Consider the following 24,755-nt stretch of genomic DNA (forward strand, 5'->3'; position numbering starts at 1 on the left):
TTTCGGAGAGACGTCATGGCAATACATGAAAAGGCACTGATCGAGGACGAGCGCCTCCAGCAGCACGACGAGCTGGTGGTCGACGGCGTGGACGTGTCCGGACACTGGAACACGATGATCGCCCCGCGCACCGTTCGCGATTACGACGACGATTTCGAGACGAAGATCCAGGGCTTTGCGGGTGGCGAGAACGTGCACCGCTGCTGGCAGTGCGGGTCCTGCACCAACTCCTGCACCATGTACGCGCAGAACGTGCAGTTCAATCCGCGCTACTGGATCTACCTGACCCGCCTGGGCATGAAGGAAGAGCTGGTCAAGGACAAGGACATCATCTGGCAGTGCGTGTCGTGCAACAAGTGCACCAACATCTGCCCGAAGGATGTGAAGCCGGAAGGCGTGATGAAGGCGCTGTCGCACTGGATGGAAGAGGAAGGGATCACCGAGAAGGCCCCGTCCACCATCTTCGACGAAGAGTTTGCCGATCAGATCTACAAGACCGGCCGCATCGAAGACTCCAAGGTGATGCAGAACTTCTTCAAAAAGACCGGCCAGCCGCTGATCCAGGACTGGATCAAGGTCTTCGTCTTCCGGATGATGAAGCACCTGCCGGTGAAGCATCTGATGGCGATGGGCATCAACACCGTACATACGCCGCGCACCAAGTCCTGGGGCAAGACCGGGGACGTGCTGAAGAACTACGTGCGCGAACAGAAGGAGGCCGCTCATGGCTAAGGTTGCTTACTATCCGGGTTGCGCGCTCGAGGGCTCGGGTGGTCCGTATGACCGCTCCACCCGCGTGCTGGTCAAGGCGCTGGGGCTCGAGATGGAAAATCTGCGCGACTACAACTGCTGCGGCGCGATGGAGGTGAAGAACATTCACCCGATGCTGCAGACCTATCTGTCCGCGCGGAACATGGCGATTGCCTCCGAGCAGATGGGTATGGACACGGTGATGGCGCCATGCAACGGCTGCTACCACAACCTGAAGAAGGCCGAGTACGAGACCGCGACCTCCCAGGATGCCATGGACACCGTCCAGGATCTGGCGCGCAAGTCCGACGACCCGGTCTACACCGGTGACGTCCGCACCCTGCATCTGCTCGAGTGGCTGATGGAAGAGCTGGGGCCCGAGGGCATCAAGCAGAAGATGACCAAGAGCCTGAACGGCATCAAGATCGCCAACTACTACGGCTGCATGTACACCCGTCCCCGCCAGATCTTTCCCGAGAAGGACAACGGCCCGGGTTCGGATTCCAGCTATCAGCCGCACTTCATGGATGACCTGCTGGGTGCTGCCGGTGCGGTCAATGTGGACTTTCCGCTGAAGACCTCCTGCTGCGGTGGTGCGCATACGCTGTCGGATTCCGACACCTCGACCCAGCTGGTGCTGAACCTGCTGCAGTCGGCGGAAGATTCCGGTGCCGAGGTGATCGCCACCGAATGCCCGACCTGCCATTCCGGTCTGGAGATGCACCAGGTCCGTGCCGAGACCGAGTTCGGTATCAAGACCGACGTGAAGGTCCTGTACTTCACGCAGCTGCTGGGTCTGGCAATGGGGCTGTCCCCGCGCAAGCTGGGTATCCACGAGAACGTGAGTGACTCCATCGGGCTTCTTAAGGAGAAGGGGGTCATCTGATCCCCTGATTCGAGGCCCGAATGGCCCAGTAGTATCTTCGAAAAACGGGCGCCAGGCGCCCGTTTTTTGTGTCGATGCCAGGAACGAGGCGAAACATGGACTGCAACGGTTGCGAGTTTCATCCCGAACTGTTCTACGACGACGAGTTTCAGATCTGGCTGCGCCGCGAGGATGACGACACCCTGACCGTGGGGATGACCGACCTTTCGCAGACTATCGCGGGAAAGATCATTCACGTACGAGTGCGTCGCCCGGGTACCCGACGTCCGCCCGGGAAGCCGGTCGCCACGATCGAGAGCGGGAAATGGGCCGGACCGATCCCGAACTTCATCGACTGCAAGATCGTCGAGGGCAACGAGGAGGTGCTGGAGAACCCGGTGCTGCTGAACTCGGACCCCTACAATGCGTGGATCGCGCGCGTCGAAGCGACCGATGGCGTCGATGCGGCACTGGAGCAGTTTCTGACCGGCGACAAGGCCGAGGAAGGTTACTGCAAGCGCGCCAAAGATGAAGACATCGAGTGTCAGCGCAAGCTGCGATAGAGAGAACGATGGCTGAACTGGGCAACGATTACTATCTGGACAACGACGAGCAGACGGTCGTGATCATCATGACCTCGGGTCCGTCGACGCCGCATCGTTGTGCGACGCCGTTCTATCTTGGGGCGGTGATGGCCTCGATGGATGTAGACGTCTATATCTTCTTCACCATGGAGGGCGTTCGCCTGATGGAGAAGGGGGTAGCCGATGACCTGCGAGCCATGGAAGATGGCAAGCTGATCAAGGATTTTATCCAGGACGCAAAACGCGCAGGCGTGCGCCTGCACGTTTGCCAGCCCGCTTTGCCGGGGTATAGAATCGACGCGTCTTCGGATCTCATCGACGAGGTCGATGAAGTGAATCGGGCGAGCGAGCTGGCGGACCTGATTCTGCGTAGCGATAAAACGATAACGTTTTAATTTTCCCGCATTATTACTTTCACGCTTGGAGGAAAACATGGGCGCAGTACGGGGTTGTGATATTCCGGAAGATCTGATGTACAACGTTGAAAACAACGTGTGGGTGCGCAAGGAAAGCGACGGCACCGCGACCGTGGGCCTGACCTCCTACGCGTGCTCGCTGGCCGGCACCATCGTGTCCTTCACCCCCAAGAAAGTTGGCAAGACCGTGAAGAAGGACAAGTCCTGCACCACCGTCGAATCCGGCAAGTGGGTGGGTCCGGCGAAGACCCCGGTGACCGGTGAAGTCACCGAAACCAACGACAAGGTCGCCGCCAACCCGGGTCTGATCAACGAAGACCCCTACGGCGAAGGCTGGCTGATCAAGCTCAAGCCGGAAGACTGGGACGGCGAAGTCGGCGACCTGAAGACTGGTTCCGACGCCCTGGCCGCGTTCGAGGCCAAGATGGAAGCGGACGGTTTCGGCGGCTGCTAAGCCCCTGCCGAGCCTCGGGCCGCCGTTCCCCAGTGTTCGGCGGCCTTTTTTGATTCTGTGGTATCCGGAGCAAGCTGATGACGACCTGGAACGAGGTGATCCAGCGGGTCGAACCCCTGGAAGACATCCCTGTCGATGCGGCGTTGGTGAATGACCTTCAGCACAGCGTTCAGCGGGGCTCCGATCCCGGATCGGTTCATTTCTATACCCCGACGTTCAAGTCGTACCAGTCCAGCGAACTCGCGGACTGCGGCAAGAGCGCCTGGCCGGCGATGTCGATCACCGGAGGCGACTGCAAGCTCGCCTGTGACCATTGCAAGGCCAAGATCCTCGACCCGATGATCCCGGTGCGTACGCCGGAAGACCTCTGGGCGCAGGTAAACAACGTGATCGAGTCCGGTGCCCAGGGTATGCTCCTGACCGGTGGCTCGAACCACCGTAACGAGGTCGAGTACGACCCGTACTACTCCACGATTCGTCGTATCAAGGACGAATTCCCGGAATTTCGTATCGCGCTGCACACGGCGCTGGTCGATGACAACATCGCGACGTCGATGGAGCAGGCCGGCATTGACGCAGCGATGATGGATGTGATCGGCGCCCAGGACACAATCACGCAGGTCTACCACCTGCGCCGCAGTGTGGATGACTTCGAGCAGACGCTCGAGAGCCTGGTGAACACCAATATGAAGGTGGTGCCGCACATCGTGATCGGCCTGCACTACGGCAAGCTGCTGGGCGAGTGGAACGCGCTGGAGATGCTTGCGCGCCACCTGCCGGACGCCGTGGTGCTGGTGGTCGTGATGCCGTTTTACGCCCCGGCGAGCCGCCCCTTCGAGACCCCGGACGTGCATGCGGTCGGGCGCTTCTTCCACGATGCGCGCGAGCGCCTGGGGGATACCCCGTTGCTGCTCGGCTGCGCGCGCCCGCCGGGCGAGGCCAAGAGCCAGATCGACAGCTATGCGGTGATGGCCGGTCTGTCCGGTATTGCGCACCCGGCCGAGGGCGTGGTCGAACTGGCCGCGCGTCTGGGCAAGAAGGTCCGCGTGACGCCGGCCTGCTGCTCGATCGCCGTGGGCGACGAGGTCATGGCGGACGGTACTGCGGTCGAGAGCGGTGTCGAGATCGACCTGGATACGATCGTGGCCGAGGAGGCCCGGCGTCGCGAGCAGGAACGCAAGGCGCGCCAGGGCCTGGGCGGGATTCGTATCGTCACCGAGGGCAATGTCGCGGCCGGAGGCGGTTGCCATGTCTGAACGTGATCAGAAGACCCTGCGTGTCCTCGACACCGGACTGCGCGCGGCGGCCGAGAACATGGCCTTCAATCGGGCCCTGCTCGAGTGCCATCAGGAAGGCGTATCGCCGCACACCCTGCGCTTCTTGCAGTTCGAGCCCTGCGCGCTGGTGGGTTTCCACCAGAACGTGGACCAGGAGATCAACACCGAGTACTGCAAGGAACACGGTATTGCGATCCAGCGCCGGATCACCGGTGGTGGCGCGATCTACTTTGATTCCACCCAGCTGGGCTGGGAGCTGTACCTCGACAAGCGGTTTCTCGGGACGGCCGACATGGGGCAGATCGCCGCGCGCATCTGCAATGCCGCGGCCGCCGGGATTCGCACGCTGGGCGTCGACGCACAGTTCCGCCCGCGCAATGACATCGAGGTCGAAGGTCGCAAGATCTCCGGCACGGGCGGCGCATTCGATGGCGACTCGATCATGTATCAGGGCACGCTGCTGATCGAGTTCGATGTCGAGGACATGCTGCGCATTCTGCGGATTCCGGCCGAGAAGCTCTCCAACAAGGCGATCGAGTCGGCCCGTGATCGTGTGGTCAATCTGGCGACCCTGCTGGGCGAACGCCCGGATCTGGATCATGTGAAGGACGCGATTGCCAAGGCCTTTGCGGAAGAGTTCGCGGTCGAGCTGGCCCCATCGGATCTGCTGCCCGAGGAGCAGGAGTCCTTCGAACAGGCCCTGGCCGAGATCGACACCGAAGAATGGGTCTACCAGCGCAACCGCCCGGCCACCGATGCCCCGATGTTCGAGAGCATCTTCAAGTCTGACGGCGGTCTGATGCGCGTAGGTGTCGCCCTGGACCCGGAGCGCAAGCGTCTGAAGCAGCTCTGGCTGACGGGTGACATCTTCGTGAAGCCTGCGCGTACCATTGCCGACCTGGAAGCGGCCCTGCGCGACACGCCGCAGGCCGAGATGGAAGAGCGCGTGCGAGCCTTCTTTGCCGAGCGCGACGTCGAGATGCTGCAGTTGGCGGTGGATGACTTTATCGCGGCGATCCAGTCGGCCCTGGCGATGGCCGAGACCGAGGAGCCGGCGGGATGAAGGCCCTTTGCGCGGTACTCGCCGGGAGGCAGCAGTAATGCTCCCCGAGAAGGTCGATGTCCTGGTCGTCGGGCTGGGGCCGGGCGGCGCCTCGGCGGCGCGCGTGTGCGCGGCGGCCGGGCTGTCGGTCCTGGCGGTCGAGCGCAACAAGGCCTTCGGCGAGCCGGTACAGTGCGCGGAGTTCATCCCGAATCCCATGGGTGCCTATGCCAAGGCAGACGGGGTCCTGCTGCAGCGCATCGATTCGATGCAGAGCTTCCTTCCCTCCGGGGCCGTGGAGCACTCCGACTTCCCCGGCCTGATGGTGGATCGCGGCGAGTTCGACCGCGCGATTATCCAGGCGGCGAAGGCCAACGGCGCGCAGCTGGTGACTTCGACCCCGCTGCAGCGCGTGGATGCCGAGCGTCATGTGGCCACCGTCAAGCACCAGGGGCAGGAACACTCAGTCGAGTACCGTGTTCTGATTGCCGCCGATGGCCCGCATTCTCCGGTGGCCGAGTCCCTGGGGCTGCCCGCGCTGCCGGTCGTGCAGACCCGGCAGTACACGGTGCCGCTCAAAAAGCCGTATACCGCGACCGATGTCTGGCTGTCGGACGACTACCCGGGTGGATACGCCTGGCTGTTCCCCAAAGGGGAGTGGGCGAACCTGGGGCTGGGCGCGGACAAGCGCATCGAGAATGACATGAAGACGCCGCTGGAATCCCTGCATGCCCAGCTCGTCGAGCAGGGACTGCTGGGCGAGGAGATTCGTCACCGCACAGGCGGCGCGATCCCGGTCGGTGGGCTGCGTGATTCGCTGTACCAGGGCGATGTCCTGTTCGTGGGCGATGCGGGCGGGTTTACCCATCCGATTACCGGGGCCGGGATTGCCGCGGCGGTGGTGTCGGGCGAGGCGGCAGGCGAGGCCGCGATCGCGCATCTCGAGGGTGACGCCGAGGCCTTCGACGATTACGATGAAGAGATGCGCGATCAGTACGGTCCGGCCCTGGAACGCGCCTGCAAGCGCCGCGCGTTCCTGAATGAACACTGGCGGACGCCGCGGGCGCAGGAAGATGCCACGCAGCGCCGCGGATGGATTGCTTTTTCCGAGTATTTCAACGATGGTGACCAGGCCGCGTAGGCCCGGTTGGCGGGTGCCCCGCACCCGGTGAACAACGCTGGAGGAATTCCATGAGTGCAAGTGCAGAGGAGATGGTCGCGCCGATCAACTTTTACCGGCCCGACTATCACATCAAGACCCCGGACATGCGTTCGCCGGAGTACGTGCAGATGTCCACGGCGGCTGCGATCACGCTGGGCCTGGTGCCGGGCACCATGCACCGTACGTCCTGCACCCACTGCCTGAACCTGCTGGTCACCTATCCGGAAGGCTGCCGCGCGAACTGCTCCTACTGCGGCCTGGCGCGCCACCGCGAGGAATCGCGTGACTACGCCGACCGCAACTTCATCCGCGTGGACTGGCCGACCGCCCGCTACGACGAGGTGATCGAGCGCGTCAAGAACAACTCCGATGCCGGCCAGTTCGAGCGCATGTGCATCTCCATGATCACGCACCCGAACTCCGACGCCGACACCGTCGAGCTTCTGGAGAAGTGGGTCGCCGAGGTCAACCACATCCCGGTGTCGATCCTGTCCAACCCGACCACCATGAGCTACGAAGACCTCCAGCTCCTGCGGGACAAGGGCGCCGACATCTTTACGGTCGCGCTGGATGCGGTGACCCCGGAGATCTTCGAGCGCACCCGTGGCAAGTCGGTCGAAAGCCCGCATAGCTGGGACAAGTACTGGCAGGCGATCGAGTGGGCCGCCGAGATCTTCGGTCCGGAGAAGTTCGGTGCCCACCTTATCTGCGGCATGGGCGAGACCGAGGAAGAGATCCTGCAGGTCTGCCAGCGCATCCGTGACCTGGGTGGCCACAACCACATGTTCGCCTTCTTCCCGGAAGAGGGCTCGCTGATGGAAGACTGGAACCCGGTCCCGCGTGACCAGTGGCGCCGCGTTCAGCTGGGCCGCTTCGTGATCGACTACGCCGGCGGCCGCATCGACGACATGAAGTTCAACGCCGACGGCCAGGTGGTGGACTTCGGTCTGCCTCAGTCCGAGGTCGACGAACTGATCGCCTCCGGCAAGCCGTTCCAGACCTCCGGCTGCCCCGGCAAGTCGGACGAGGAAGTCTCGGCCTGTAACCGCCCCTACGGCGATTCCAGTCCGACGGACATCCTGTCCTTCCCGTTCGCCCTCAACTCGACGGACGTCGGGTTCGTCCAGCGGCAAATGGCCGGGGAGGATGTCGGCACCTTCGACTTCGATGCCGACGAGGCCGAGGACGAGAAGTCCGCATAAAACTCGATGTAGTCTGAAAGCCCCGGTCTCCGGGGCTTTCGCACGTCAGGGGGGTTGATTAGACGTTTTGAATATTCAGGTTTCGAGCGGGGATATTTCAGGGGCCCCGTCGAAAGAGCTCCCGGGGGGATGGGTCGTCCACCCGCGAGCGGTCACTGCACCACATAACCGGACCGGCGGCAGACAAGGGGGCCGCAGGTAACCGGAGGTGCCGGGCCATACAACAAGAAGACCACCAAAGGAGAACAACATGGAAGCACGCATCATTCGCCGCAGTCTGGTGACGGTCGCGGTCGGCCTTGCAATGGGCAGCGCCGGCGTCGCCAATGCCACCAACGGCTACTTCTCGCACGGCTATGGCACCAAGGCCAAGGGCATGGGCGGGGTCGGCATGGCCATCTCCCAGGACGCCTACGCCCCCGGCATCAACCCCGCCGGTATCGCAGGCATGGAGTCCCGCATCGACGGCTCGCTCACTTACTTCCGCCCGGAACGGTCGTTCGAGGCCAGTGACCCCCACCGGCAAGCACAGGAAGGTGAATTCCCGCTCGCCGGTGGAAGTGTCGACAGCGACAGCAATAACTTCTTTATTCCTTCTCTCGCCTTTGTTCAGCAGATCGATGCCGACCGCTCCTGGGGTATCGCCTTGCTCGGTAATGGCGGGATGAATACGGATTATCCAGCGATCTCCCGCGACTGCAGTGGCGATGGCCAACCCGAGTCTGGCGCGGGAGTTTTCTGTGATGGCACCGCAGGTGTGAACCTCGAACAGCTTGCGATCATCCCGACCTATGCCCAGAAGTTTGCCGATGGCCGGGTGAGCGTGGGTTTCAGCCCGATTATTAGCTACCAGCGCTTCAGCGCAGAAGGGATCGGATCGTTTGGTGAGTGGAGCGAAGATCCGGACAACCTGAGTAGCGGTCGGACAGATTCGAGCTGGGGATATGGTGCACAGATCGGCGTCCAGGCCGAACTGGCCGAAGGGGCTCGGGTAGGTGCGAGTTATCGTTCCAAGATCCGGGCTGGCGATTTCGACCGCTACGCCGGGTTGTTTGTAAATGGCGGGGAGTTCGACATACCGTCGACGTACGGGCTTGGCTTCTCGGTGGATGTTAGCCCCCGTGTGACTCTCTCTGCCGATTATCAGAGGATCCGTTATTCCGAGATTGATGCAATTGCCAATCCGTCCGCCAATATTTACGGCGTGATGGCGGGTGATCCCGATTCACGATTCGGTGGATCCAATGGTCCTGGGTTTGGCTGGGATGACGTAGATGTGTTCAAGTTTGGTGCCCAGATCGACGGGGGTAACGGCTGGATCTGGCGGGTAGGTTACAACCGAGGCGAGAACCCGATCAGCTCGGACGATGTGACCCTCAACATCCTCGCGCCCGCTGTGATGGAAGACCACTTTACCTTCGGCTTTACCCGCGAATTCGGACAGCACGAACTGAATTTCGCTGCCATGTATGCGCCACGTCAGCGGGTCAGGGGCGAGAACTTGTTCTACCAAGGGCAAGAGGTCGAGATCGAGATGCGGCAGTACGAGCTCGAGATCGGGTACGCGTACCGCTTCTGATCGATGGCGCCCGGGCGGCCGTAGTCGGCCGTACCGGTGCCCGGCGCGGGCTTCGGGATGAGCTGCCGGCCCTGGAGGAGGGGCCGGTACCGCCAAGGAAGGCGGGCAGTGTCGGACACCGGGACCCATCGGGGGGTGGGGCCCGGGCCTTTTCGTCGGAAGGCATCCTGATCGAGCCTGTGCTCGAACTAGCAAAATCCAAAGGAGAATCCCATGCGAGCAATCCACGCATTGCGCGGAGGCATTCGCGTGCCTGCCGTTCTCGCGGTTATCGGCGCGTGCCTGTTGACCCTGGGCGCAGCTGCCACAGCGTTTGCAGACGATGTCTATCGGCCGCTGGTGCTGGCCTATACCACGTCCGGCTCCGATGTCAGTAGCGAGGCGGAGACGGTCCGTGAGCGACTGGAAGGGGCCGATTTCCAGACCCTGGGCGAGTATGCCGTCAGCGACGATCGCCATGTAATCGTCGTGACCCACGATGACCTGCTGGCGGTGGCGGGTTCCCAGGATCGGGCGGCGTACATCGCACCCATCCGGGTCGCCGTGACTGCGACTAAAGGCGAGGTTCAGGTCAGCTACAACAACCTCGAGTACTTTCGGCATGCCTATCGCATCGACGCCTCGGTGACGGACGTCAGCTCGCGCCTGGCCGACGTGCTGGGCGACGAGCAGCACTTTGGCTCGGAAGACGGCATGACCCCAAGGGAGCTGCAGCGCTACCGCTACACCTTCGGTATGGAGCGGTTCGATGCCCCGTATGACCTGGGCAGCCACGCCTCGCGTGACGCCGCGCTGGCGGAGCTCGAAGCCGGTCTTGGGGAACGTCGTGGCGGCGTGTCAGAGGTCTATCGTGTGGATATCCCCGGAACGGACGCCACCCTGATCGGCGTGGCGATTCGGGCCGATGATGGCGCCGATTCCGAGGCCACCGACCTCAACACCCTGGAGACGATCGACGTGCGCGAGCTTCGCCACACCGCCTACGTGCCATACGAGATCCTGGTGGAGGGGGGCGATATCGAGGCGCTGCACATGCGTTTCCGTGCGGCGCTGCACTGGCCGGACCTGCGCATGCTCGGCGATCACAGCTTCATGCAGCTTCGCCGCGTCCCGGGCGCGCTGGAAGATGCCCTGCGCGAGGTGGCCGGCTTTGAGGAGCCCGAAGACGACGGTTTCGACTGGTAGAAGCATAACGCCAGGGATGGCGAACGAACCCAGCTAATAGCCCAGGGTTCCTCTCAAGAACCCCGGTCCGCCGGGGTTTTTTTACGGCCGGGGGCTGGACTTGTTTATGCTCCCGGTTCACTCGCGGCAGGACGCACGCCCCATGAAATCGATGAAGATCGCCAACATCGGCGAGATCCGTAACGAACTCAACAAGTACAAGAAGGGCAAGAAGCTCGATATCCACCAGTTCAACCAGGTCGCGCGCCTGGCCTGGCTGGGCAAGATCGTGATGCAGCCCCTGGATCTCGAGGACCCCGACTGCCAGTCCTTCCTGGTGTATATCCAGGAACCGGAAGAGCTGGCCGCGCATTTTTTGAATACCGACCAGGAACTGACCGGCGGGATCCACATCATCGATGGCGAGCAGGCCATGGCCATGGTGGAGATTATGCGCAGCGGCGTCGAAGAGCGCGCCAAGCTGTACGAGGACCTCTCGCGCAGCGACTTCTACTTCCGCTACTTCTACAAGCCCGGCAAGGACGACGAGGCCCCGTCCGAGCAGGACAAACCCGAGGGCTGATCCTTGGTCGCATCCACGGTCACCCCGGAATGGATTGATGCCGGGGCCCGCTCCGCGGAAGAACTCCACGCCCTGTATACCGGTCTGGCGGGCAGCACGCCGCCGGAATCGCCGTTGCGTGTGTTGTGGGTGCACTCGAGAGAGGCCCATATCTCCGTGGGCGCCAGTCAGGACGCGGCCGTGGATCTGGACCTGGCCGCCTGCGAGGCCAATGGCGTGCCCGTGGTGCGCCGTCCGCTCGGGGGCGGCTCTGTCTGGGTGGATGCCGACCAGGCCTGTTTTTTCCTGATTCAGCCGCGCCAGGTCCTCGCCCGTGGCCACCGCCACCTGTTCGCGCTGGGGCTGGGCATCGCGATGGATGTGCTGCGCGAGCTGGGCCTGGAAGGCGTCGAGGCGCGCGGCCAGGATGTCTGGGTACAGGGGCGCAAGATCATGGGTACCGGTGCGGCCACGCTGAACGAGGGTTGCGTGTTTGGTGCCAGCTTCCTGCGCCGGTTCCCGGTGGAACGCTTTCTCGCCTGCGTGCATGCACCCAGCGACGGCTACCGCGAATGGCTGCGCCCGGCATTGGAGGAGGGCATGACCGATTGTGCCGCACAGTGCCCGGAGGCGGCGCCGACCCCGGAACGTCTGGAGGCTGCCCTGAGCGAGGTGCTGGAGCGACGCTTCAGTACCCCTGCGCGGCGTTACCGTCCAAGTGCCGCGGAATACGACGAGTGGCTGGCGGCCGGGCGCGAGGAGCTCGCCGACCTGGCCGATAGCCAGGGCGGGCCGGCCATCCGCGACGGCATCCGCGTGAATCGCGAGAACCACGTATTCGAGACGAGCGGCCATTGCGGCCGCCTGCGCTTGCATATCACCGGGACACACATTGCACGCATTTGGTGCGAGGACCCGAGCGTGGATCGCGTACTGCGCGAGACCCTGGTGGGCGAGTCGCCGGAGCGCCTGCGTGTGCGCTCGCGCCTGAACGGCCAGCTCGACGCGGTGATCGTCGACGAGGTCAGCGCGCGCATCGACGGTCTCTACCGAGGGATCGCCGCCGCCTGATCCTGCTTTGCACGCCGCTGGATACTTCCCCAAAAAGCTTTACGAGGCGAACCGATGTCCGAACCGACCATTCAGCGCCGGCTGGAGAAACGCCTGATCCTGATGAGCCAGGATCAGGCGATGATCGAGCAGATCCGCGCCGCATTGCCGGATGACTGGCATCTGCACCCGGTGACCGATCTGGAAGAATTGGGCGCCTGGAACGAGGTGCTGCTCTACCGCTTCCTGCTGCTGGATCTGGACGAGATCGAGGTGTTCGACCCGCTGGACGTAATCCGCATCCTGCGCATGGAGTATCAGATCAACCTGCCCGTGTTCTGTTTTGGCGGGGACCAGGACATCCGCGACGAGATGCGCCTGGCGCGGGCCGATCGCTTCTTCGATCGCGAGGAGATGGTCGAAAAGCTCCCCGAGTTCATCCGCATGTACGACTGGGGCTGAGCGCCCCATCAAAAAGGCCCCGGGCGTTAGCCACGGGGCCTTTTTGATTCGCGGATCCGCATGATGCGGATCGCGGGGCATCGCACGGCCTTAGCCGATCCAGGCGTGCTCCAGCACGTCGATGCGGATCTTCTCGTGGTAGGTCTCGCCGTTGGCCTCGATCACCAGGTCGCCCACGCGGGTGCCGGCGGTATCAAAGCTGAATTTGCAGTCGAAGGTGCCCGGCAGGGACACGCTGCTCTCGCACAGGGCTTCGCCTTCCACCGAGAACTTGCACTGGGCGGTGCCGGAGCCGTTCAGCAGGGCCTGCACCCGGAATTCCTCGTTGATCGGGCGCCGGTAGACTTCCGGATCGCGATTCGGGTTGTACTGCAGGTTGTTCAGCTTGACGAGTTTGACAAGTTTCATACCGGGTCCTCTATTGACGCGCTGAATCCGAGTTGCGGGCGCCTTCACCTGCCCGATCCCGTACCGGGAAGGGCGTTTGGTTCATGGAAGTGCGCAGGTTCGATAGAATATAAACAGCCAATGATACAACAAAGCCTGCGGGAACACGACGGGATGCCACGGGGCATGCCGCCAGCCCGGCGGAGGGTAACGCCGCTCCCGCGCATACACCAGTCCCGGCCCCCGCGGTCGGCATCGGAGATCCCATGAAGAACCTGATTAACCGTATCCGCGGTGTGGAACGTGACGTGATCGAGAAGCCCGGTGACGCGGGCGATGCCCCGTTCTACAAGGCCCAGGGCGACGAGATCGAGATCTTTCAGGCCGCGTACTCGAAGCGCCTGCCGGTGATGCTCAAGGGCCCGACCGGCTGCGGCAAGACCCGCTTCCTGGAACATGTCGCGCACACCCTCGGCCAGCCTCTGGTCACCGTATCCTGCCACGAGGACCTGACCAGCTCGGACCTGGTCGGCCGCTTCCTGCTGGAGGGCGAGGAAACCGTCTGGCAGGACGGCCCGCTGACCCGTTCGGTCAAGGAGGGCGCGATCTGCTATCTCGACGAGATCGTCGAGGCGCGTACCGACACCACCGTGGTCATTCACCCGCTGACCGACCACCGTCGCCAGCTGCCGCTGGACAAGAAGTCCCAGATCATCGACGCGCACGAGGACTTCATGCTGGTGATCTCCTACAACCCCGGTTACCAGACGGTACTGAAGGACCTGAAGCCCTCGACCAAACAGCGCTTTGTCGGTATCCACTTCGACTACCCGGCCGAGGATGTCGAGCGCGAGATCGTGGCCAAGGAATCTGGTGGTCTGGATGCCGATCGCGTGGAAAAACTCGTGGCGGCCGGCCGCAAGGCCCGGGCCCTGAAGGACCACGGACTGGAAGAGGCGACCTCCACCCGTGCGCTGGCCTATGCCGGCGAGCTGATGCAGGCGGGTCTGAGCCCGCGCGTGGCCTGCCGCGCCGCGATGATCGCCCCGATCACCGATGACCCCGAGCTGATTCAGGCGCTGGAAGAGATCTTCGACGCCCACTTCCCCGAGTCCGAAGCCGCGTGAGCGACCAGGCCCGCAACAGTGGCGGGGCGAACACGGAAGCCGAAGATCTCGTCGAGATCGAGGAGATCCTCCAGCACCTGGAGGATATCAGCTTCGTCGCCCACCGCGACACCAAGGAGGCCCTGCCGGCCATCCGCGCGTTCGGTGCCGCCACCGCGCGGCGCTGGATCGAGACCGTGCGCGAGCTGTTCTTCCACGACCGCGAGGCCGGCAAGAGCTTCATGCGCAATTCCGCGCGGCTCGCGGAGCACATGCAGACGGTGGACCTGTGGCTGGAACAGGCCGCCCGCTTCAAGCAGTGGGTCAACTCCGCCGACGCCCTGGAAGGCTTCTTGGCCCAGGCCGATCGCGTGTATGACGCCTGGGGCGAGGCCGGCGAGCGCGAGTGGGCCGAGATCGGCCTGCGCTGGTGCGAACGCAGCCTGCCCGATGCCCGTGCCTACTTCGAGACGCCGTTCGACAAGCTCTCCGCCGGCCGAGGTATCGAGGGCCTGCGCGCGCTGATCGAGCCGGCCGAGACGCTGTTCGACGAACGCGGCCTGACCCTGGATGCCTATCTTGAGGGTGCCCCGGTCGCCCGCAACCTGGTCGGCGACCAGGGCCTGCTGTCCTGGGCGCGTCGCGGCGCGGACCTGCTGAAGGCCGGGCGCTCGCGCGGCGAAGCGTACTTTCGCCTGGAGAGCGACGAGAGCCTGAAGCTGCTACTGGAGGCGCTGCCGGGCTTTCGCCCGCGCATGCACGGGCGCTTCCTGCGCCTGGTGCTGCTGGCCTGGCTGGATGCCGACATCCCGCTGGCCGATTCCAGCTGGAAGCCGGGCGAGGGCCGCCCGATGCTCGAGACCGACGGCCGACGGCTGTACATGCCGGCGGTAATGGACTCGCGCGAGGAGGCGATGGTCGCCACCCAGCATGCGGCCGCGCATCTGGCCTTCGACACCTATGCGCAGTCCGACGTCGAGCGGCTGTTCGAGCGCGCCGGCGCCGAGCACCCGCCGCTGGATGATCGCTCGCGTATTACCTGGCGCCCGCTGTTCGCGCAATTCGAGGCGCGCATGTTCCGCTTCCAGGTGCTGTTCGACCTGGCCGAGGACCTGCGCGTGAACGCGCGCCTGGCACCGCGCATCCCGAACTTCCTGCCGCGCCTGGTGGCGCTGGCCGAGGCCTATGAGCGCCCGGAGGGCGCGGCCGGCGTGTACTTCGATTTCGCGCTGAAGGCCCACCAGGCCCTGCTGCGGGGCGAGGCGCAGGACCCGCGTCTGGCGCGCGTGCTGGAGCCGGACGCGGATGTGGTCACCGCCTGGGCAGTCGGCGAGGAGCTGTTCGCCGACGACGCCTTCCCCGAGATCACCATCGAGGAGCGCGCCGAGGCCTATCTGCCCGGGCTGTCGCTGAACCAGTCGCTGCCGGTGTATCCGCAGCGCAAACGCGACGGCAGCCTGGCCGACTTCCGCGACCACGAGGCGCACGACGAACACCAGTTCGAGCGCGAGAAGCAGGAAGAGCAGCCGCAGCAGGCCCCGGAGCAGGCGCAGAAGGACCCGGACGCCGACATCCAGACCCCGCAGCAGGAGACCTCCGGCACCGGCGGGCGCATCGGCACGGGTATCCCGCAGCCGGCCCAGGTGGCCAAGCGCGCCGCTCCCTACACCCCGAAGAAGGACGGCATCCCGTATCCGGAATGGGACTACCGCGAGCAGCGCTATATCTCCGACTGGGTGAATCTCTACGAGCGGGTGCTGGACGACGAAAACCCGGAGCTGGCGGCCACGATCCTGTCGGAGAATGCCGATACCCTGAAGCGCCTGACCCGCGGCCTGGAGATGCAGCGCCCGATGCGCCTGGCGCCGCAGCGCAAGCAGATGGACGGCGACGAGCTCGACACCGAGGCGGTGATCGACTTCATCGCCGACAAGAAGGCGGGGCTGTCGCCGAAGGCCTTCATCTACCGCCGCCGTGCGGTGCAGCACCGCGACACCGGCGTCATGATGCTGGCGGACATGTCCACCTCGATCATGGCACGTCACCCGGGCGGGCAGGGCAAGATCGTCGACCGCGTGCGTGAGGGGATGATGCTGTTCGCAGAGGCGATCGAGAAGGTCGGCGACCCCTACGCGATCTCCGGCTTCGCCTCCAAGCAGCGCGACCAGGTCAACTACTACTGGCTGAAGGACTTCAACGAGGACCTGAACGACACCGTCCGCGCCCGCATCGCCGGGGTTTCCGGGCGTCTGGCCTCGCGCATGGGCGCGGGCATTCGTCACTCGCTGGAGGCATTCAAGCGCAGCTCGGCCCAGCGCCGGCTGCTGCTGATCCTGTCCGACGGCCGCCCGGCCGACTACGACGACGGCGGCGATCAGCGCTACCTGCACGAGGACACGCGCATGGCGATGAAGGAGGCGGTGGACGCCGGCGTGCACCCGTTCTGTATCACCCTGGACCCGTCCGGCTCCGAGTACCTGCCGGCGATCTTCGGTCCCGGCCACTACACCATCATCGACCACGTGGACGAGCTGCCGCGCCGTCTGCCCGAGATCTACCTGAGGCTGCGCCAGTGAGTGCCACCCCCGAAACGATCGATACCGCCATCGAGGCTCAAGGCTCGGAGCGTGGCCCGGCCCGGCGTCACGCGATCCTGCTGCATGCCCCGCGCTATCGCGGCCACAGCTACGGCGACAACCACCCGCTCGGGATCCCGCGCGTCTCGCTGACCATCGACCTGATCGAGGCCTATGACGCGATCACGCCGCAGGAGATGGCTGTATCGCGCAAGGCACAGCCGGCCGAGCTCGAGTGGTTCCACACCCGCGAGTACGTGGCCGCGATGCAGCGCGCCGAGGCGCTGGGCAAGGTCTTCCAGCGCTACCGCGACCGCCACAACATCGGCAACTTCGAGAACCCGTTTTTCGCCGGTTTCTACTCCACCCCGGCGACCGCCACCTGGGGCTCCATCCAGGGGGCCGAGGTGGTGCTGGACGGGCGCATGGCCTTCAACCCGGCCGGCGGCATGCACCACGCCGCCCCTGACCAGGCCCGTGGGTTCTGCTACTTCAACGACCCGGCGCTGGCGATCCTGCGCCTGCGTCAGGCCGGGCAGCGCGTGCTCTATCTGGATATCGACGCCCACCATGGCGACGGGGTCGAGGCCGCGTTCAGCGACGACCCGGACGTGCTCACCGTCTCCCTGCACATGGACACCGAGTACGGCTACCCCTTCGAGGGCGGGCGCATCGAGGACACCGGACCGCTGGGCAACGCCGTGAACCTGCCGCTGCCGAAGGAGACCAACGACAGCGAGTTTCGTGCCGCCTTCACGGCCGTATGGGAGGCCGTGCGCACCCGCTGGCAGCCGGATGCGGTCGTGGTCCAGGCCGGTACCGATGCGCTGCTGCCGGATCCGCTCGGCAAGTTCGGCATCTCCACCCAGTGCTTCCTCGCCTGCATCGACGACGTAATCGAGACCAGCCCGCGCCACGCCGACGGCACGCCGAAGCTCCTGGTGCTGGGTGGCGGTGGTTATCACCCGCTGGCGCTGGCGCGCTGCTGGACCGGGGTCTGGGCCCTGCTGACCGGCCGCGAGCTCCCCGCCGCGATCCCGGAGTCCGGCCAGGCCCTGCTGCGCGAGGTCGACTGGGACATGGACGAAGAAGAGGAATGGTACGAGTCCCTCTTTACCTCCCGTCTCGATGCGGATCGCGCCGGCCCGGTGCGCGACGAACTGCGTAATCGCCTTGAACGGCTGCTGGCAGGGCACCCATTGTTCGGTCGCTCGTAGAGGACCCATTCGGCGGGTGTTTGCGCGTTAGCGGCTGGCGCGATAATCCCGCTCGATGTAGCGCAGCAGCTCGGTCGTCTCCCGCAGGGTCGCGCGCTGGATGCGCGTCTCGCCGATAAAGCCGGGGACCCAGAAGTCCGGTTCCACATGCATCTGTATCGTCAGGCGGGTGCCGCCGGCCTCGGGCTGGAGATCCCAGCGGGTGGCGCCCGAGCGCAGATTGCTGTTGTCCGGGTCGACCTCGGCATCAATGCGTTCGGGGTAGTACTCGGTCACCCGTTCGTGCCGGCGGATGGTCCGGCAGAACACGAACACGCAGCTGTGCACGACGCTTGCGACCTCGGCTTGGTCATCGGATCGGGAAACGAGCCGGCTCTCGCGGATGGATTCCGAGTAACGGTTCAGCGCGTCGTAGTCGGTCAGGTACGACCACAGGGCTTCGGGTGGGACTTCGACCTGGAAGGTCACTTCCAGCTCGTATCGGTCACCATCGGTATCAAAATGCCGGTTGAGCACTTCCACGGCGTATGCGGCACCGGGGACCCATGAGATCGAAGCGGTCAGGAGGAGCGCGGACAACGTTCGCATCGCAAATACCTCCTGGTGTTCGGATATCGGCCTGTTCGACAGCCTGTTGAAGATTCGATCCCCGGATGCGACCGGGGTTCAGGTGGCCCCGCGACAGGCGGGTGGACCGTGATAATAGACAAAGACCTCAGGGGTCACTGTCGCGCTGGGCACGCGTCGTCGCGGATTGGCAGGGTGGCGAGAACGGCCAGAAGGCCGATCAGGTGGAGCACGATCAGGATCATCAGATAGTTGCTGGTCAGGTCGACCCCGAGCCCGGTGAGGACCGGACCCAGCGCCGCACCGAGGGCCACGGCGGTGTAGGTCATGCCCAGCAGGCGGCCCAGGCTGTACAGGCCGAACAGGCGGGCCAGGATCGCCGGGGTCAGGGCGATGTACCCGCCATAGCCGAATCCGAGTACCACCGCGAACAGCACAAGGGCGGCATAGTTGCCTGCGGTGCCCCAGATCAGAAAGCTCAGCGTGATCAGGGCGAAGCACCCGCGATAGAGATGCATGAGGGAATAGCGATCGCCCAGCATGCCGATCGCCAGCCGCCCGACCACGCTCGCCAGCCCGATGATCCCGACCAGCCCTGCCGCGCGCAGCGGATCGATACCGCCCGCCTCGGCCGCGGGCGGCAGGTGCACGAACGGTACGTACAGGATCGTATTCAGCAGAAAGGTTGCCAGATAAAGCTGGGCGAAGCGGCGCCCACCCCAGCGGGTGGTGGCGGCGTGGGTGCCATCCGGCGCGCGCCCGGGCCGCGGAAACAGGATACCGGCCAGCGGCAGGATGATGGCCGCCGCGAGCGCGTAGAAATAGTACGTCGAGCGCCAGCCGTGGAGCTCGATCAGCCAGGCGGACAGGGGCGCGAAACCGAGTACGCCCAACCCGATGCCGGACACCGCGATGCCGAGAGCCATGGAGCGCCTGCGGGCGAACCAGCGCCCGACCGCGGCCACGACGGGCACGAATACACAGCTCGCCCCGATGCCCACGCCCAGGCCATAGGCCAGGTAGGCCTGCCAGAGCTCGCCGGCACGTGCCGTCCCAACCAGCCCCGCCGCGATGAACAGGCCACCCGCAATGAGCAGTGGCCCCGGGCCGATACGGTCGGACAGAGGGCCGGTTACACCACTCAGCCCAAAGAACAACAGCGCCGTTACGGAAAAGAACAGCGCGGACCCGCCGTGCCGTGTGCCGAACTCCTGCGCCATGGAGGAGAAAAACGCCCCGTAGCTGTACGCGATACCAAAGGCCACGAACAGCGCCACGAGGGAGAGCCCGCAGGCGAGCCAGGCGGTCGGGGAGTCCAGGGCGGGGTCGCCCTGGTGCTGGCGTGGACGGAGGGTCATCGGCGACCCAGCAGGCGGCCGGCCCCCTTGCGGGTCTGGCGCCAGATCTGACCCCAGCTTCGGGGCGACGGGTGGCGCAGCAGCCGAGTCTTGCGGGTTTGCTGCATGGCCGGGATCAGCGTTTCCAGTTCACTGGCCAGGGCGTCGATGTTGTAGGGCGTTGCGCCATCGAGCCGGGCGGGAATCACCTCCTGTTCGGGCAGGTCGAAATCCGCGGCGATCGCCTGGCGCGCGGCTGCGATGCTCTGCGCCTTGGGCCGAGCTTCCGGTGGGTCGATCGAATATGGTGGCTCCCATTCGCGTGCGGGCGACAGGCGATCGATGTGGCTGGCCACGATGCGAATGGGGGGCTGGCGTCGATCCGGGCGCTCCGCAAAGAAGCGCCGTACGGCTTGCAGCGCCTCGTGGTCCGGGGAGCGGTCGGCCTGGTGCGCCGGTGTGACCCAGAGCACCAGGTCCGCAGTCTGGGCGGCGTCAACCAGGGTATCCACGTCCATGCGGTCACCGAGCCCCGGGGTGTCCACCAGCAGCAGTTCCTGGCCGTCCGCGAGGGTCAGCAGGTAGCCCTCCTGCTCGGCGGTCAGCGGCAGCACGTCCGTGGCCGCTCGGTATTCCCCCAGCAGCGCGTTGACCAGCGTGGATTTCCCGGCCTGTGGCTGGCCCACGACCAGTATCTTCGGCTGGCCCGGGAATGCCTCCTCTGCGGGGCCGCTCGCCCGGGCTTCCTCGTCGGCGATCTCGGCCAGGGCGTCGGCATCGTGCTGCAGGCGCCCGGAGTAGAGTTCGATCGCCGCGCGGCCGACCTCCTCGATCCAGATGCGTGCGACCCGTTGCAGCAGGTATTGGCGTGCGGTGCCAGAGAGCTCGTTGAAGAAGCGGTCGCGCAGCTCGGCGGCCAGGGCGTGCAGGGGATTGGCCAGGCGCGCAATACGGTAGGCCTTGTAGGCCGTGCGCCCGTAGGACAGCCCCGATGCCACCATGGGCCGGTAACCCCAGACACGAAGGATCTGGCCCATGCGCAGGCGATCCGACAGCGGTACCTCCTCCAGCAAAATCTTGCGCAGCCGGGCGCTGACCCGTTCGCTGAGCAGCAGGGCCTCGGGCACGGTAAATTCCCAGATGGGGTCCTCCTGCTCCGGGTGATAGTGCGCGGCCACCGTGCGCAGGGTCTCTTCGCCCGCCTCCCGCAGGCGGTCGTAGTCGGTGACGATGTCGCCGCTGGCCTGCTCGCTCAGGCGCATTACCTCGGCCCAGGCGGCGTGCTCCAGTGGCGCCCAGTCGCCATCGGCGGGGCGCACGGGCTCGGTCGTCCGCTCGCGGGTGTGGACCTTGATCCGGTGGCGCGCCCACAGCGTCATGCCCCATACGCTTCCGGCGGCGATGGCGGCCGCGGCGATCCAGATCAGCAGGGCATTGTGTTCGTAGAGCCAGAGCAGACCCAGGACGAAGGCCACCAGAAAGGGCGACAGCAGCAGGAACGCGGCGAAGGTGACGCCCGTGACCTGCAGGCGGGTAAGCCAGCGGCGTTTCATGGCGTGTCGTTCCCCGACGGCCCGGCCTGGCGGTGCCGGGCGAGGTTCAGGGCCTCGCGCAGGGCATCGCGGTAGGCCTGTTCCACCCCGGCGGTGGCCTCGCGCCCGTCATGTCGCCGGGCCAGGTAGTGGCGTGCGGCATGGCCCAGCGCATAGGTGGTGGCAAAGCTGGTGGCGGCTGCCGCCGCGGCCCCTGCGGTCTGGCCGTAGACCGGGACCAGCTTGCCGACCTGCCGGGCGCCGTGGCTGAGGCCGAGGCCGAGCAGGGTGCTGGAACCGAGCGCCGCGGAGAACTCGCTCATGCTGCGGGAATCCCAGGTGACCCCGTAGATGCTGGCCAGGCTGTGCAGCAGTTTCCCCTGGACCGCCGGCACGGAGAACAGGCCCAGTAGCGGCACGGCATCGGTGGTCGCGGCCACGCTGGCGTAGCCAAGGATGTGCGATCGGGCGCGCAGCCGACGGGCATCACCGCCTGCGGACTGGCGCAGCCCCTGCAGGATCACCCCCATGCGTTCGGGGGCCAGGCTCTCCAGGGCGTCGAGCAGGGCGTCCAGGCCGTAGTGGGTCGGAGTGAAGCCCTCGCCCTCGGGCGTGATGTCGACGGGCACGATCTGCACCGGGCCGGTCCCGGGCAGGTTGCGAAGGGCCTCGACCTGGGTGCGGCGCGCGCGGGCCAGTTCCTCCAGCCCGGGGCTGTGGTCCAGCTCGGCATAGGGCGGATGATCGCGCCCGTCGGGATAGCCCTCGTGCAGGCAGGTCTGCACCACCAGGACCGGCCAGTTCGGGTGCCGGCGGCGGATGTCCCGCAGGGCATTCAGGACGGGTTCCTGCTGCAGATCCATCGCGCGCGCCACGGCGACCACCATGTGTGCGTGGCCTGCGAGCTCGGCGAGATCCTCGTCGGGGTCGTAGGCGACCTCGCCTAGCCCCCGCGTATCCAGAAAGCGCAGCACCGGCGCCTCGGCCGGGAAGTCATAGGCGCGTGCGGTCCGGGTGCAGCTCGTGAAACCAGTCCCGATCGCCACGTCGGAGTCGCCGGTGATCGCTCGCACCAGCGTGCTCTTGCCGGACTGTACCTTGCCCAGCAGCCACAGCACGGGGGCCTGCTCGCGCGCCCGCTCGGCCACGACGTCGGCATCGGGGGCCTCCGCTTCGGGTCGCAGGACGGCCTGCATGATCTTGCGCCAGCCGAGGCCCTTCGGCAGGCGGAGGGATTTCCAGGGCAGCTTCATGCTGTGATTCCGTTTCGCGGCATGGAAACCTTTCGTTAGTGAAGAGGGCGCAACCGTGCAGGACTTGTGAGCCAGCCCGCCGCTCAGTGTGCCATGTATCGGCCAATGTTCGCGGCGGGCGCGGTACACTGAAACGATGAGCAATACCTCCGAAGGCGACCTGTTCGGTCCGGATGCGGGCGGACTGCCCCCAGAGCCCGAACCCGCCGCACAGGGCCCGGACCCGAATGCACCGCTGGCCGAGCGCATGCGCCCGGCACGGCTGGACGAGATGGTGGGCCAGGATCACCTGGTCGGCCCGGATGCCGCCCTGCGCCAGGCGATCGAGCAGGGGCAGACTCCGTCGATGATCCTGTGGGGCCCGCCGGGTTGCGGCAAGACCACACTGGCCCGCCTGGTGGCGGCGGCCGGGGCACAGCGTCTGGTGACGCTGTCGGCGGTGCTGGCCGGCGTCAAGGACGTGCGTGCGGTGGTGGACGCGGCGAAGGCCCGGCGACGCAACGGGGTTGGCACGCTGCTGTTCATCGACGAGATCCATCGCTTCAACAAGGGCCAGCAGGATGCCCTGCTGCCGCACATCGAGGACGGCACGCTGACCTTCGTCGGGGCCACGACCGAGAACCCGTCATTCGCGCTCAACAGTGCATTGCTGTCGCGGGCGCGTGTCTATCGCATGGAGTCCGTTGGCGCCGAGGCGATCGAGGCGTTGATTGACCGGGCGCTGAGCGATCCCGAGCGCGGATTCGGGGGGCGCGGGCTGCGGCTGGAGCCCACCGAACGCCAGCGGCTGGCCCGCGCGGCGGATGGCGATGCCCGGCGGGCTCTGAACTGGCTGGAGACCGCCTCGGATCTGGCGCGCGACGGCGAGATCACCGCCGACGCCCTGCGCGCGGTGATGGGTGCGCAGAGCCTGGCCTTCGATCGCCAGGGCGACGCCTTCTATGACCAGATCTCCGCTCTGCACAAGTCGGTGCGCGGGTCCGATCCCGGCGCGGCCGTGTACTGGCTCACGCGCATGCTGGATGCCGGCTGCGATCCGGGCTATCTCGGCCGGCGCCTGCTGCGCATGGCCTACGAGGACATCGGGCTGGCGGCCGTGGGGCTGGGGGCGCGGGTGCTGGCGGCCTGGCAGACGATGGAGCGCCTCGGACGGCCGGAAGGCGACCTCGCGCTGATCCAGGCGGCGATCGAGCTGGCCGCCGCCCCCAAGAGCAACAGCGCCTATGCGGCGTTGAACGAGGTCCGCGCCAGCATCCGCGAGACGGGCAGCCCCGGCGTGCCCCTGCATCTTCGCAATGCCCCTACGGAGTTGATGCGCGAGGAGGGGTTCGGCGCCGGATATCGCTATGATCATGATGAACCGGACGGTTTCGCGCGCGGGCAGGTCTATCTGCCCGAGGGGCTGGAGGATCAGCGCTTTTATCGGGCGAAACGCGAGGGCACGGAGCGCGCGCTGGCCGAGCGGCTGGAGCGGCTGCGCGGCGGCGACGGCGAAGGTTAGGGGACTATGCCGGTACAGCATCCCAAGCGCTGGTGGCTGATGGCTGCGATCCTGCTGGCAGGCTCGCTAATCTGGGTCGCGCTGACCACTGAGTGGCCGGAACTGCTGCTGCCGCTGGAGGACGTCGAGGCGTGGCTGGCCAGCTGGGGAGCGGGCGCCTACATGGTGTTTGTGCTGGCCTTTATCGTCCTTGCGCTGTTCCCGCTGCCCAGCACCTTCTGGATCCTGCTCGGGGGCGCGCTGTTCGGACCGTTCACCGGCGGGGCGCTGAGCCTGCTGGCGGCGACCATTGCTGCGATCATCGCGTTCATGCTGGCGCGCACCTGGCTGCAACCCTGGCTGGAACCGCGTCTGGGTCCGCGCAGTGCTCGGCTGCGCGAGGATGTGGAGGCCGAGGGCTGGCGCGTGGTCGCACTGACGCGGCTGGTGCCGGTGTTTCCGTTCGCCCCGACCAACTACGCCCTCGGCCTGGTGCGCATGCCGCTCACCGTATTCACGGTTACGACCCTGGTCGCATTGATCCCCAGCCTGTTCGCCTATGCCTGGCTGGGACACGCCACGCGCGAGATGGTGGCGGGCGATGCGGACAGCCACGTTCAGCTGGGGCTGGCGATTCTCGCCGTGCTGGCCCTGCTGCTGTTGCTGCCTCGATTGCTGCGCCGGATCTGGCAGGGGCAGAAATCCGTCCAGTCGCTGGCCTGAGTTTCACG

24 protein-coding genes are annotated in these 24,755 nt (G+C 65.6%); 19 read left to right on the forward strand and 5 right to left on the reverse strand.

Annotated elements, in window-relative coordinates; all coding sequences use genetic code 11:
* The first annotated feature begins 15 nt into the window (after window positions 1-15).
* The 14 genes from F579_RS0100095 to F579_RS0100160 all read left to right on the forward strand — a co-directional run bounded on the left by F579_RS0100095 (window position 16) and on the right by F579_RS0100160 (window position 12,569).
* A complete protein-coding gene (locus F579_RS0100095; RefSeq protein WP_019024804.1) occupies window positions 16-732 on the forward strand; it encodes a 4Fe-4S dicluster domain-containing protein in 717 nt (238 codons plus the stop codon).
* Window positions 725-1,636 carry a CoB--CoM heterodisulfide reductase iron-sulfur subunit B family protein gene (locus F579_RS0100100; protein WP_019024803.1) on the forward strand — a complete coding sequence of 304 codons (912 nt, stop codon included), beginning with the start codon at window positions 725-727 and terminating at the stop codon, window positions 1,634-1,636. The genes F579_RS0100095 and F579_RS0100100 overlap by 8 nt, the downstream gene beginning before the upstream one ends.
* 95 nt (window positions 1,637-1,731) lie before the next feature.
* A complete protein-coding gene (locus F579_RS0100105) occupies window positions 1,732-2,178 on the forward strand; it encodes a glycine cleavage system protein H (RefSeq protein WP_012982051.1) in 447 nt (148 codons plus the stop codon).
* A gap of 8 nt (window positions 2,179-2,186) precedes the next feature.
* Window positions 2,187-2,594, forward strand: a complete 408-nt coding sequence (locus F579_RS0100110) for a DsrE family protein (RefSeq protein WP_012982052.1) — start codon at window positions 2,187-2,189, stop codon at window positions 2,592-2,594.
* Window positions 2,595-2,631: 37 nt separating this feature from the next.
* Complete coding sequence (locus F579_RS0100115; protein WP_081601199.1) at window positions 2,632-3,069, forward strand: glycine cleavage system protein H; 438 nt, start codon at window positions 2,632-2,634, stop codon at window positions 3,067-3,069.
* 77 nt (window positions 3,070-3,146) lie between these two features.
* Window positions 3,147-4,325, forward strand: coding sequence for a radical SAM protein (locus F579_RS0100120; RefSeq protein WP_019024802.1), 1,179 nt, complete (start codon window positions 3,147-3,149; stop codon window positions 4,323-4,325).
* Window positions 4,318-5,409, forward strand: coding sequence for a biotin/lipoate A/B protein ligase family protein (locus tag F579_RS0100125; RefSeq protein WP_038029429.1), 1,092 nt, complete (start codon window positions 4,318-4,320; stop codon window positions 5,407-5,409). Before F579_RS0100120 ends, F579_RS0100125 begins: the two co-directional genes overlap by 8 nt.
* Window positions 5,410-5,446: 37 nt before the next feature.
* On the forward strand, window positions 5,447-6,529 hold the full coding sequence (locus F579_RS0100130) for an NAD(P)/FAD-dependent oxidoreductase (RefSeq protein WP_019024800.1): 1,083 nt from the start codon (window positions 5,447-5,449) through the stop codon (window positions 6,527-6,529).
* A 50-nt stretch (window positions 6,530-6,579) separates the two neighbouring features.
* Complete coding sequence (locus F579_RS0100135) at window positions 6,580-7,752, forward strand: radical SAM protein (protein ID WP_019024799.1); 1,173 nt, start codon at window positions 6,580-6,582, stop codon at window positions 7,750-7,752.
* A 250-nt stretch (window positions 7,753-8,002) separates the two neighbouring features.
* The gene (locus F579_RS0100140; RefSeq protein ID WP_019024798.1) at window positions 8,003-9,331 is read left to right on the forward strand and encodes an OmpP1/FadL family transporter; all 1,329 of its coding nucleotides are present in this window, start codon (window positions 8,003-8,005) and stop codon (window positions 9,329-9,331) included.
* A gap of 213 nt (window positions 9,332-9,544) precedes the next feature.
* Window positions 9,545-10,516, forward strand: coding sequence for a hypothetical protein (locus tag F579_RS0100145; RefSeq protein ID WP_019024797.1), 972 nt, complete (start codon window positions 9,545-9,547; stop codon window positions 10,514-10,516).
* 142 nt (window positions 10,517-10,658) lie between these two features.
* The gene (locus tag F579_RS0100150; protein WP_019024796.1) at window positions 10,659-11,078 is read left to right on the forward strand and encodes a hypothetical protein; all 420 of its coding nucleotides are present in this window, start codon (window positions 10,659-10,661) and stop codon (window positions 11,076-11,078) included.
* 3 nt (window positions 11,079-11,081) lie between these two features.
* Window positions 11,082-12,128 (forward strand): lipoate--protein ligase family protein, encoded by a 1,047-nt coding sequence (locus F579_RS0100155; protein WP_019024795.1) that lies wholly within the window; start codon window positions 11,082-11,084, stop codon window positions 12,126-12,128.
* Window positions 12,129-12,182: 54 nt separating this feature from the next.
* On the forward strand, window positions 12,183-12,569 hold the full coding sequence (locus F579_RS0100160; RefSeq protein WP_019024794.1) for a hypothetical protein: 387 nt from the start codon (window positions 12,183-12,185) through the stop codon (window positions 12,567-12,569).
* A gap of 90 nt (window positions 12,570-12,659) precedes the next feature.
* Here the strand turns inward: F579_RS0100160 and F579_RS0100165 are convergent, their stop codons facing one another.
* Window positions 12,660-12,977 (reverse strand): hypothetical protein, encoded by a 318-nt coding sequence (locus tag F579_RS0100165; RefSeq protein WP_012982063.1) that lies wholly within the window; start codon window positions 12,975-12,977, stop codon window positions 12,660-12,662.
* A 245-nt stretch (window positions 12,978-13,222) separates the two neighbouring features.
* Here F579_RS0100165 and F579_RS0100170 point away from each other — a divergent pair, with 245 nt between their 5' ends.
* The 3 genes from F579_RS0100170 to F579_RS0100180 are packed head-to-tail and all read left to right on the forward strand — an operon-like array spanning window position 13,223 to window position 17,855.
* Window positions 13,223-14,083 carry a CbbQ/NirQ/NorQ/GpvN family protein gene (locus F579_RS0100170; protein ID WP_012982064.1) on the forward strand — a complete coding sequence of 287 codons (861 nt, stop codon included), beginning with the start codon at window positions 13,223-13,225 and terminating at the stop codon, window positions 14,081-14,083.
* A complete protein-coding gene (locus tag F579_RS0100175; protein WP_019024793.1) occupies window positions 14,080-16,638 on the forward strand; it encodes a nitric oxide reductase activation protein NorD in 2,559 nt (852 codons plus the stop codon). The genes F579_RS0100170 and F579_RS0100175 overlap by 4 nt, the downstream gene beginning before the upstream one ends.
* Window positions 16,635-17,855 carry an acetoin utilization protein AcuC gene (locus F579_RS0100180; protein WP_019024792.1) on the forward strand — a complete coding sequence of 407 codons (1,221 nt, stop codon included), beginning with the start codon at window positions 16,635-16,637 and terminating at the stop codon, window positions 17,853-17,855. Before F579_RS0100175 ends, F579_RS0100180 begins: the two co-directional genes overlap by 4 nt.
* 27 nt (window positions 17,856-17,882) lie before the next feature.
* Here F579_RS0100180 and F579_RS0100185 read toward each other — a convergent pair whose 3' ends face one another.
* The 4 genes from F579_RS0100185 to F579_RS0100200 all read right to left on the reverse strand — a co-directional run bounded on the left by F579_RS0100185 (window position 17,883) and on the right by F579_RS0100200 (window position 22,544).
* A complete protein-coding gene (locus F579_RS0100185; protein ID WP_019024791.1) occupies window positions 17,883-18,443 on the reverse strand; it encodes an SRPBCC family protein in 561 nt (186 codons plus the stop codon).
* 134 nt (window positions 18,444-18,577) lie between these two features.
* On the reverse strand, window positions 18,578-19,780 hold the full coding sequence (locus F579_RS0100190; RefSeq protein ID WP_019024790.1) for an MFS transporter: 1,203 nt from the start codon (window positions 19,778-19,780) through the stop codon (window positions 18,578-18,580).
* Entirely contained in the window at window positions 19,777-21,312 is a 1,536-nt protein-coding gene (locus tag F579_RS0100195; protein ID WP_019024789.1) for a GTPase family protein, read from the reverse strand. The genes F579_RS0100190 and F579_RS0100195 overlap by 4 nt, the downstream gene beginning before the upstream one ends.
* On the reverse strand, window positions 21,309-22,544 hold the full coding sequence (locus F579_RS0100200; RefSeq protein ID WP_019024788.1) for a GTPase family protein: 1,236 nt from the start codon (window positions 22,542-22,544) through the stop codon (window positions 21,309-21,311). The genes F579_RS0100195 and F579_RS0100200 overlap by 4 nt, the downstream gene beginning before the upstream one ends.
* A gap of 136 nt (window positions 22,545-22,680) precedes the next feature.
* Here F579_RS0100200 and F579_RS0100205 point away from each other — a divergent pair, with 136 nt between their 5' ends.
* Both F579_RS0100205 and F579_RS0100210 read left to right on the forward strand, forming a co-directional pair.
* Window positions 22,681-24,045, forward strand: coding sequence for a replication-associated recombination protein A (locus tag F579_RS0100205; RefSeq protein ID WP_019024787.1), 1,365 nt, complete (start codon window positions 22,681-22,683; stop codon window positions 24,043-24,045).
* Window positions 24,046-24,051: 6 nt separating this feature from the next.
* On the forward strand, window positions 24,052-24,747 hold the full coding sequence (locus tag F579_RS0100210) for a TVP38/TMEM64 family protein (RefSeq protein ID WP_019024786.1): 696 nt from the start codon (window positions 24,052-24,054) through the stop codon (window positions 24,745-24,747).
* Window positions 24,748-24,755: the final 8 nt, after the last annotated feature.

This window comes from Thioalkalivibrio sp. ALJ21 (assembly GCF_000378605.1).
In the GTDB taxonomy this organism is placed as follows: Bacteria; Pseudomonadota; Gammaproteobacteria; order Ectothiorhodospirales; family Ectothiorhodospiraceae; genus Thioalkalivibrio.

Coding starts and splice junctions, on each gene's coding strand:
- F579_RS0100095 (WP_019024804.1), top strand. CDS start 16: ATGGCAATACATGAAAAGGCACTGATCGAGGACGAGCGCCTCCAGCAG.
- F579_RS0100100 (WP_019024803.1), top strand. CDS start 725: ATGGCTAAGGTTGCTTACTATCCGGGTTGCGCGCTCGAGGGCTCGGGT.
- F579_RS0100105 (WP_012982051.1), top strand. CDS start 1,732: ATGGACTGCAACGGTTGCGAGTTTCATCCCGAACTGTTCTACGACGAC.
- F579_RS0100110 (WP_012982052.1), top strand. CDS start 2,187: ATGGCTGAACTGGGCAACGATTACTATCTGGACAACGACGAGCAGACG.
- F579_RS0100115 (WP_081601199.1), top strand. CDS start 2,632: ATGGGCGCAGTACGGGGTTGTGATATTCCGGAAGATCTGATGTACAAC.
- F579_RS0100120 (WP_019024802.1), top strand. CDS start 3,147: ATGACGACCTGGAACGAGGTGATCCAGCGGGTCGAACCCCTGGAAGAC.
- F579_RS0100125 (WP_038029429.1), top strand. CDS start 4,318: ATGTCTGAACGTGATCAGAAGACCCTGCGTGTCCTCGACACCGGACTG.
- F579_RS0100130 (WP_019024800.1), top strand. CDS start 5,447: ATGCTCCCCGAGAAGGTCGATGTCCTGGTCGTCGGGCTGGGGCCGGGC.
- F579_RS0100135 (WP_019024799.1), top strand. CDS start 6,580: ATGAGTGCAAGTGCAGAGGAGATGGTCGCGCCGATCAACTTTTACCGG.
- F579_RS0100140 (WP_019024798.1), top strand. CDS start 8,003: ATGGAAGCACGCATCATTCGCCGCAGTCTGGTGACGGTCGCGGTCGGC.
- F579_RS0100145 (WP_019024797.1), top strand. CDS start 9,545: ATGCGAGCAATCCACGCATTGCGCGGAGGCATTCGCGTGCCTGCCGTT.
- F579_RS0100150 (WP_019024796.1), top strand. CDS start 10,659: ATGAAATCGATGAAGATCGCCAACATCGGCGAGATCCGTAACGAACTC.
- F579_RS0100160 (WP_019024794.1), top strand. CDS start 12,183: ATGTCCGAACCGACCATTCAGCGCCGGCTGGAGAAACGCCTGATCCTG.
- F579_RS0100165 (WP_012982063.1), bottom strand. CDS start 12,977: ATGAAACTTGTCAAACTCGTCAAGCTGAACAACCTGCAGTACAACCCG.
- F579_RS0100170 (WP_012982064.1), top strand. CDS start 13,223: ATGAAGAACCTGATTAACCGTATCCGCGGTGTGGAACGTGACGTGATC.
- F579_RS0100185 (WP_019024791.1), bottom strand. CDS start 18,443: ATGCGAACGTTGTCCGCGCTCCTCCTGACCGCTTCGATCTCATGGGTC.
- F579_RS0100190 (WP_019024790.1), bottom strand. CDS start 19,780: ATGACCCTCCGTCCACGCCAGCACCAGGGCGACCCCGCCCTGGACTCC.
- F579_RS0100195 (WP_019024789.1), bottom strand. CDS start 21,312: ATGAAACGCCGCTGGCTTACCCGCCTGCAGGTCACGGGCGTCACCTTC.
- F579_RS0100200 (WP_019024788.1), bottom strand. CDS start 22,544: ATGAAGCTGCCCTGGAAATCCCTCCGCCTGCCGAAGGGCCTCGGCTGG.
- F579_RS0100205 (WP_019024787.1), top strand. CDS start 22,681: ATGAGCAATACCTCCGAAGGCGACCTGTTCGGTCCGGATGCGGGCGGA.
- F579_RS0100210 (WP_019024786.1), top strand. CDS start 24,052: ATGCCGGTACAGCATCCCAAGCGCTGGTGGCTGATGGCTGCGATCCTG.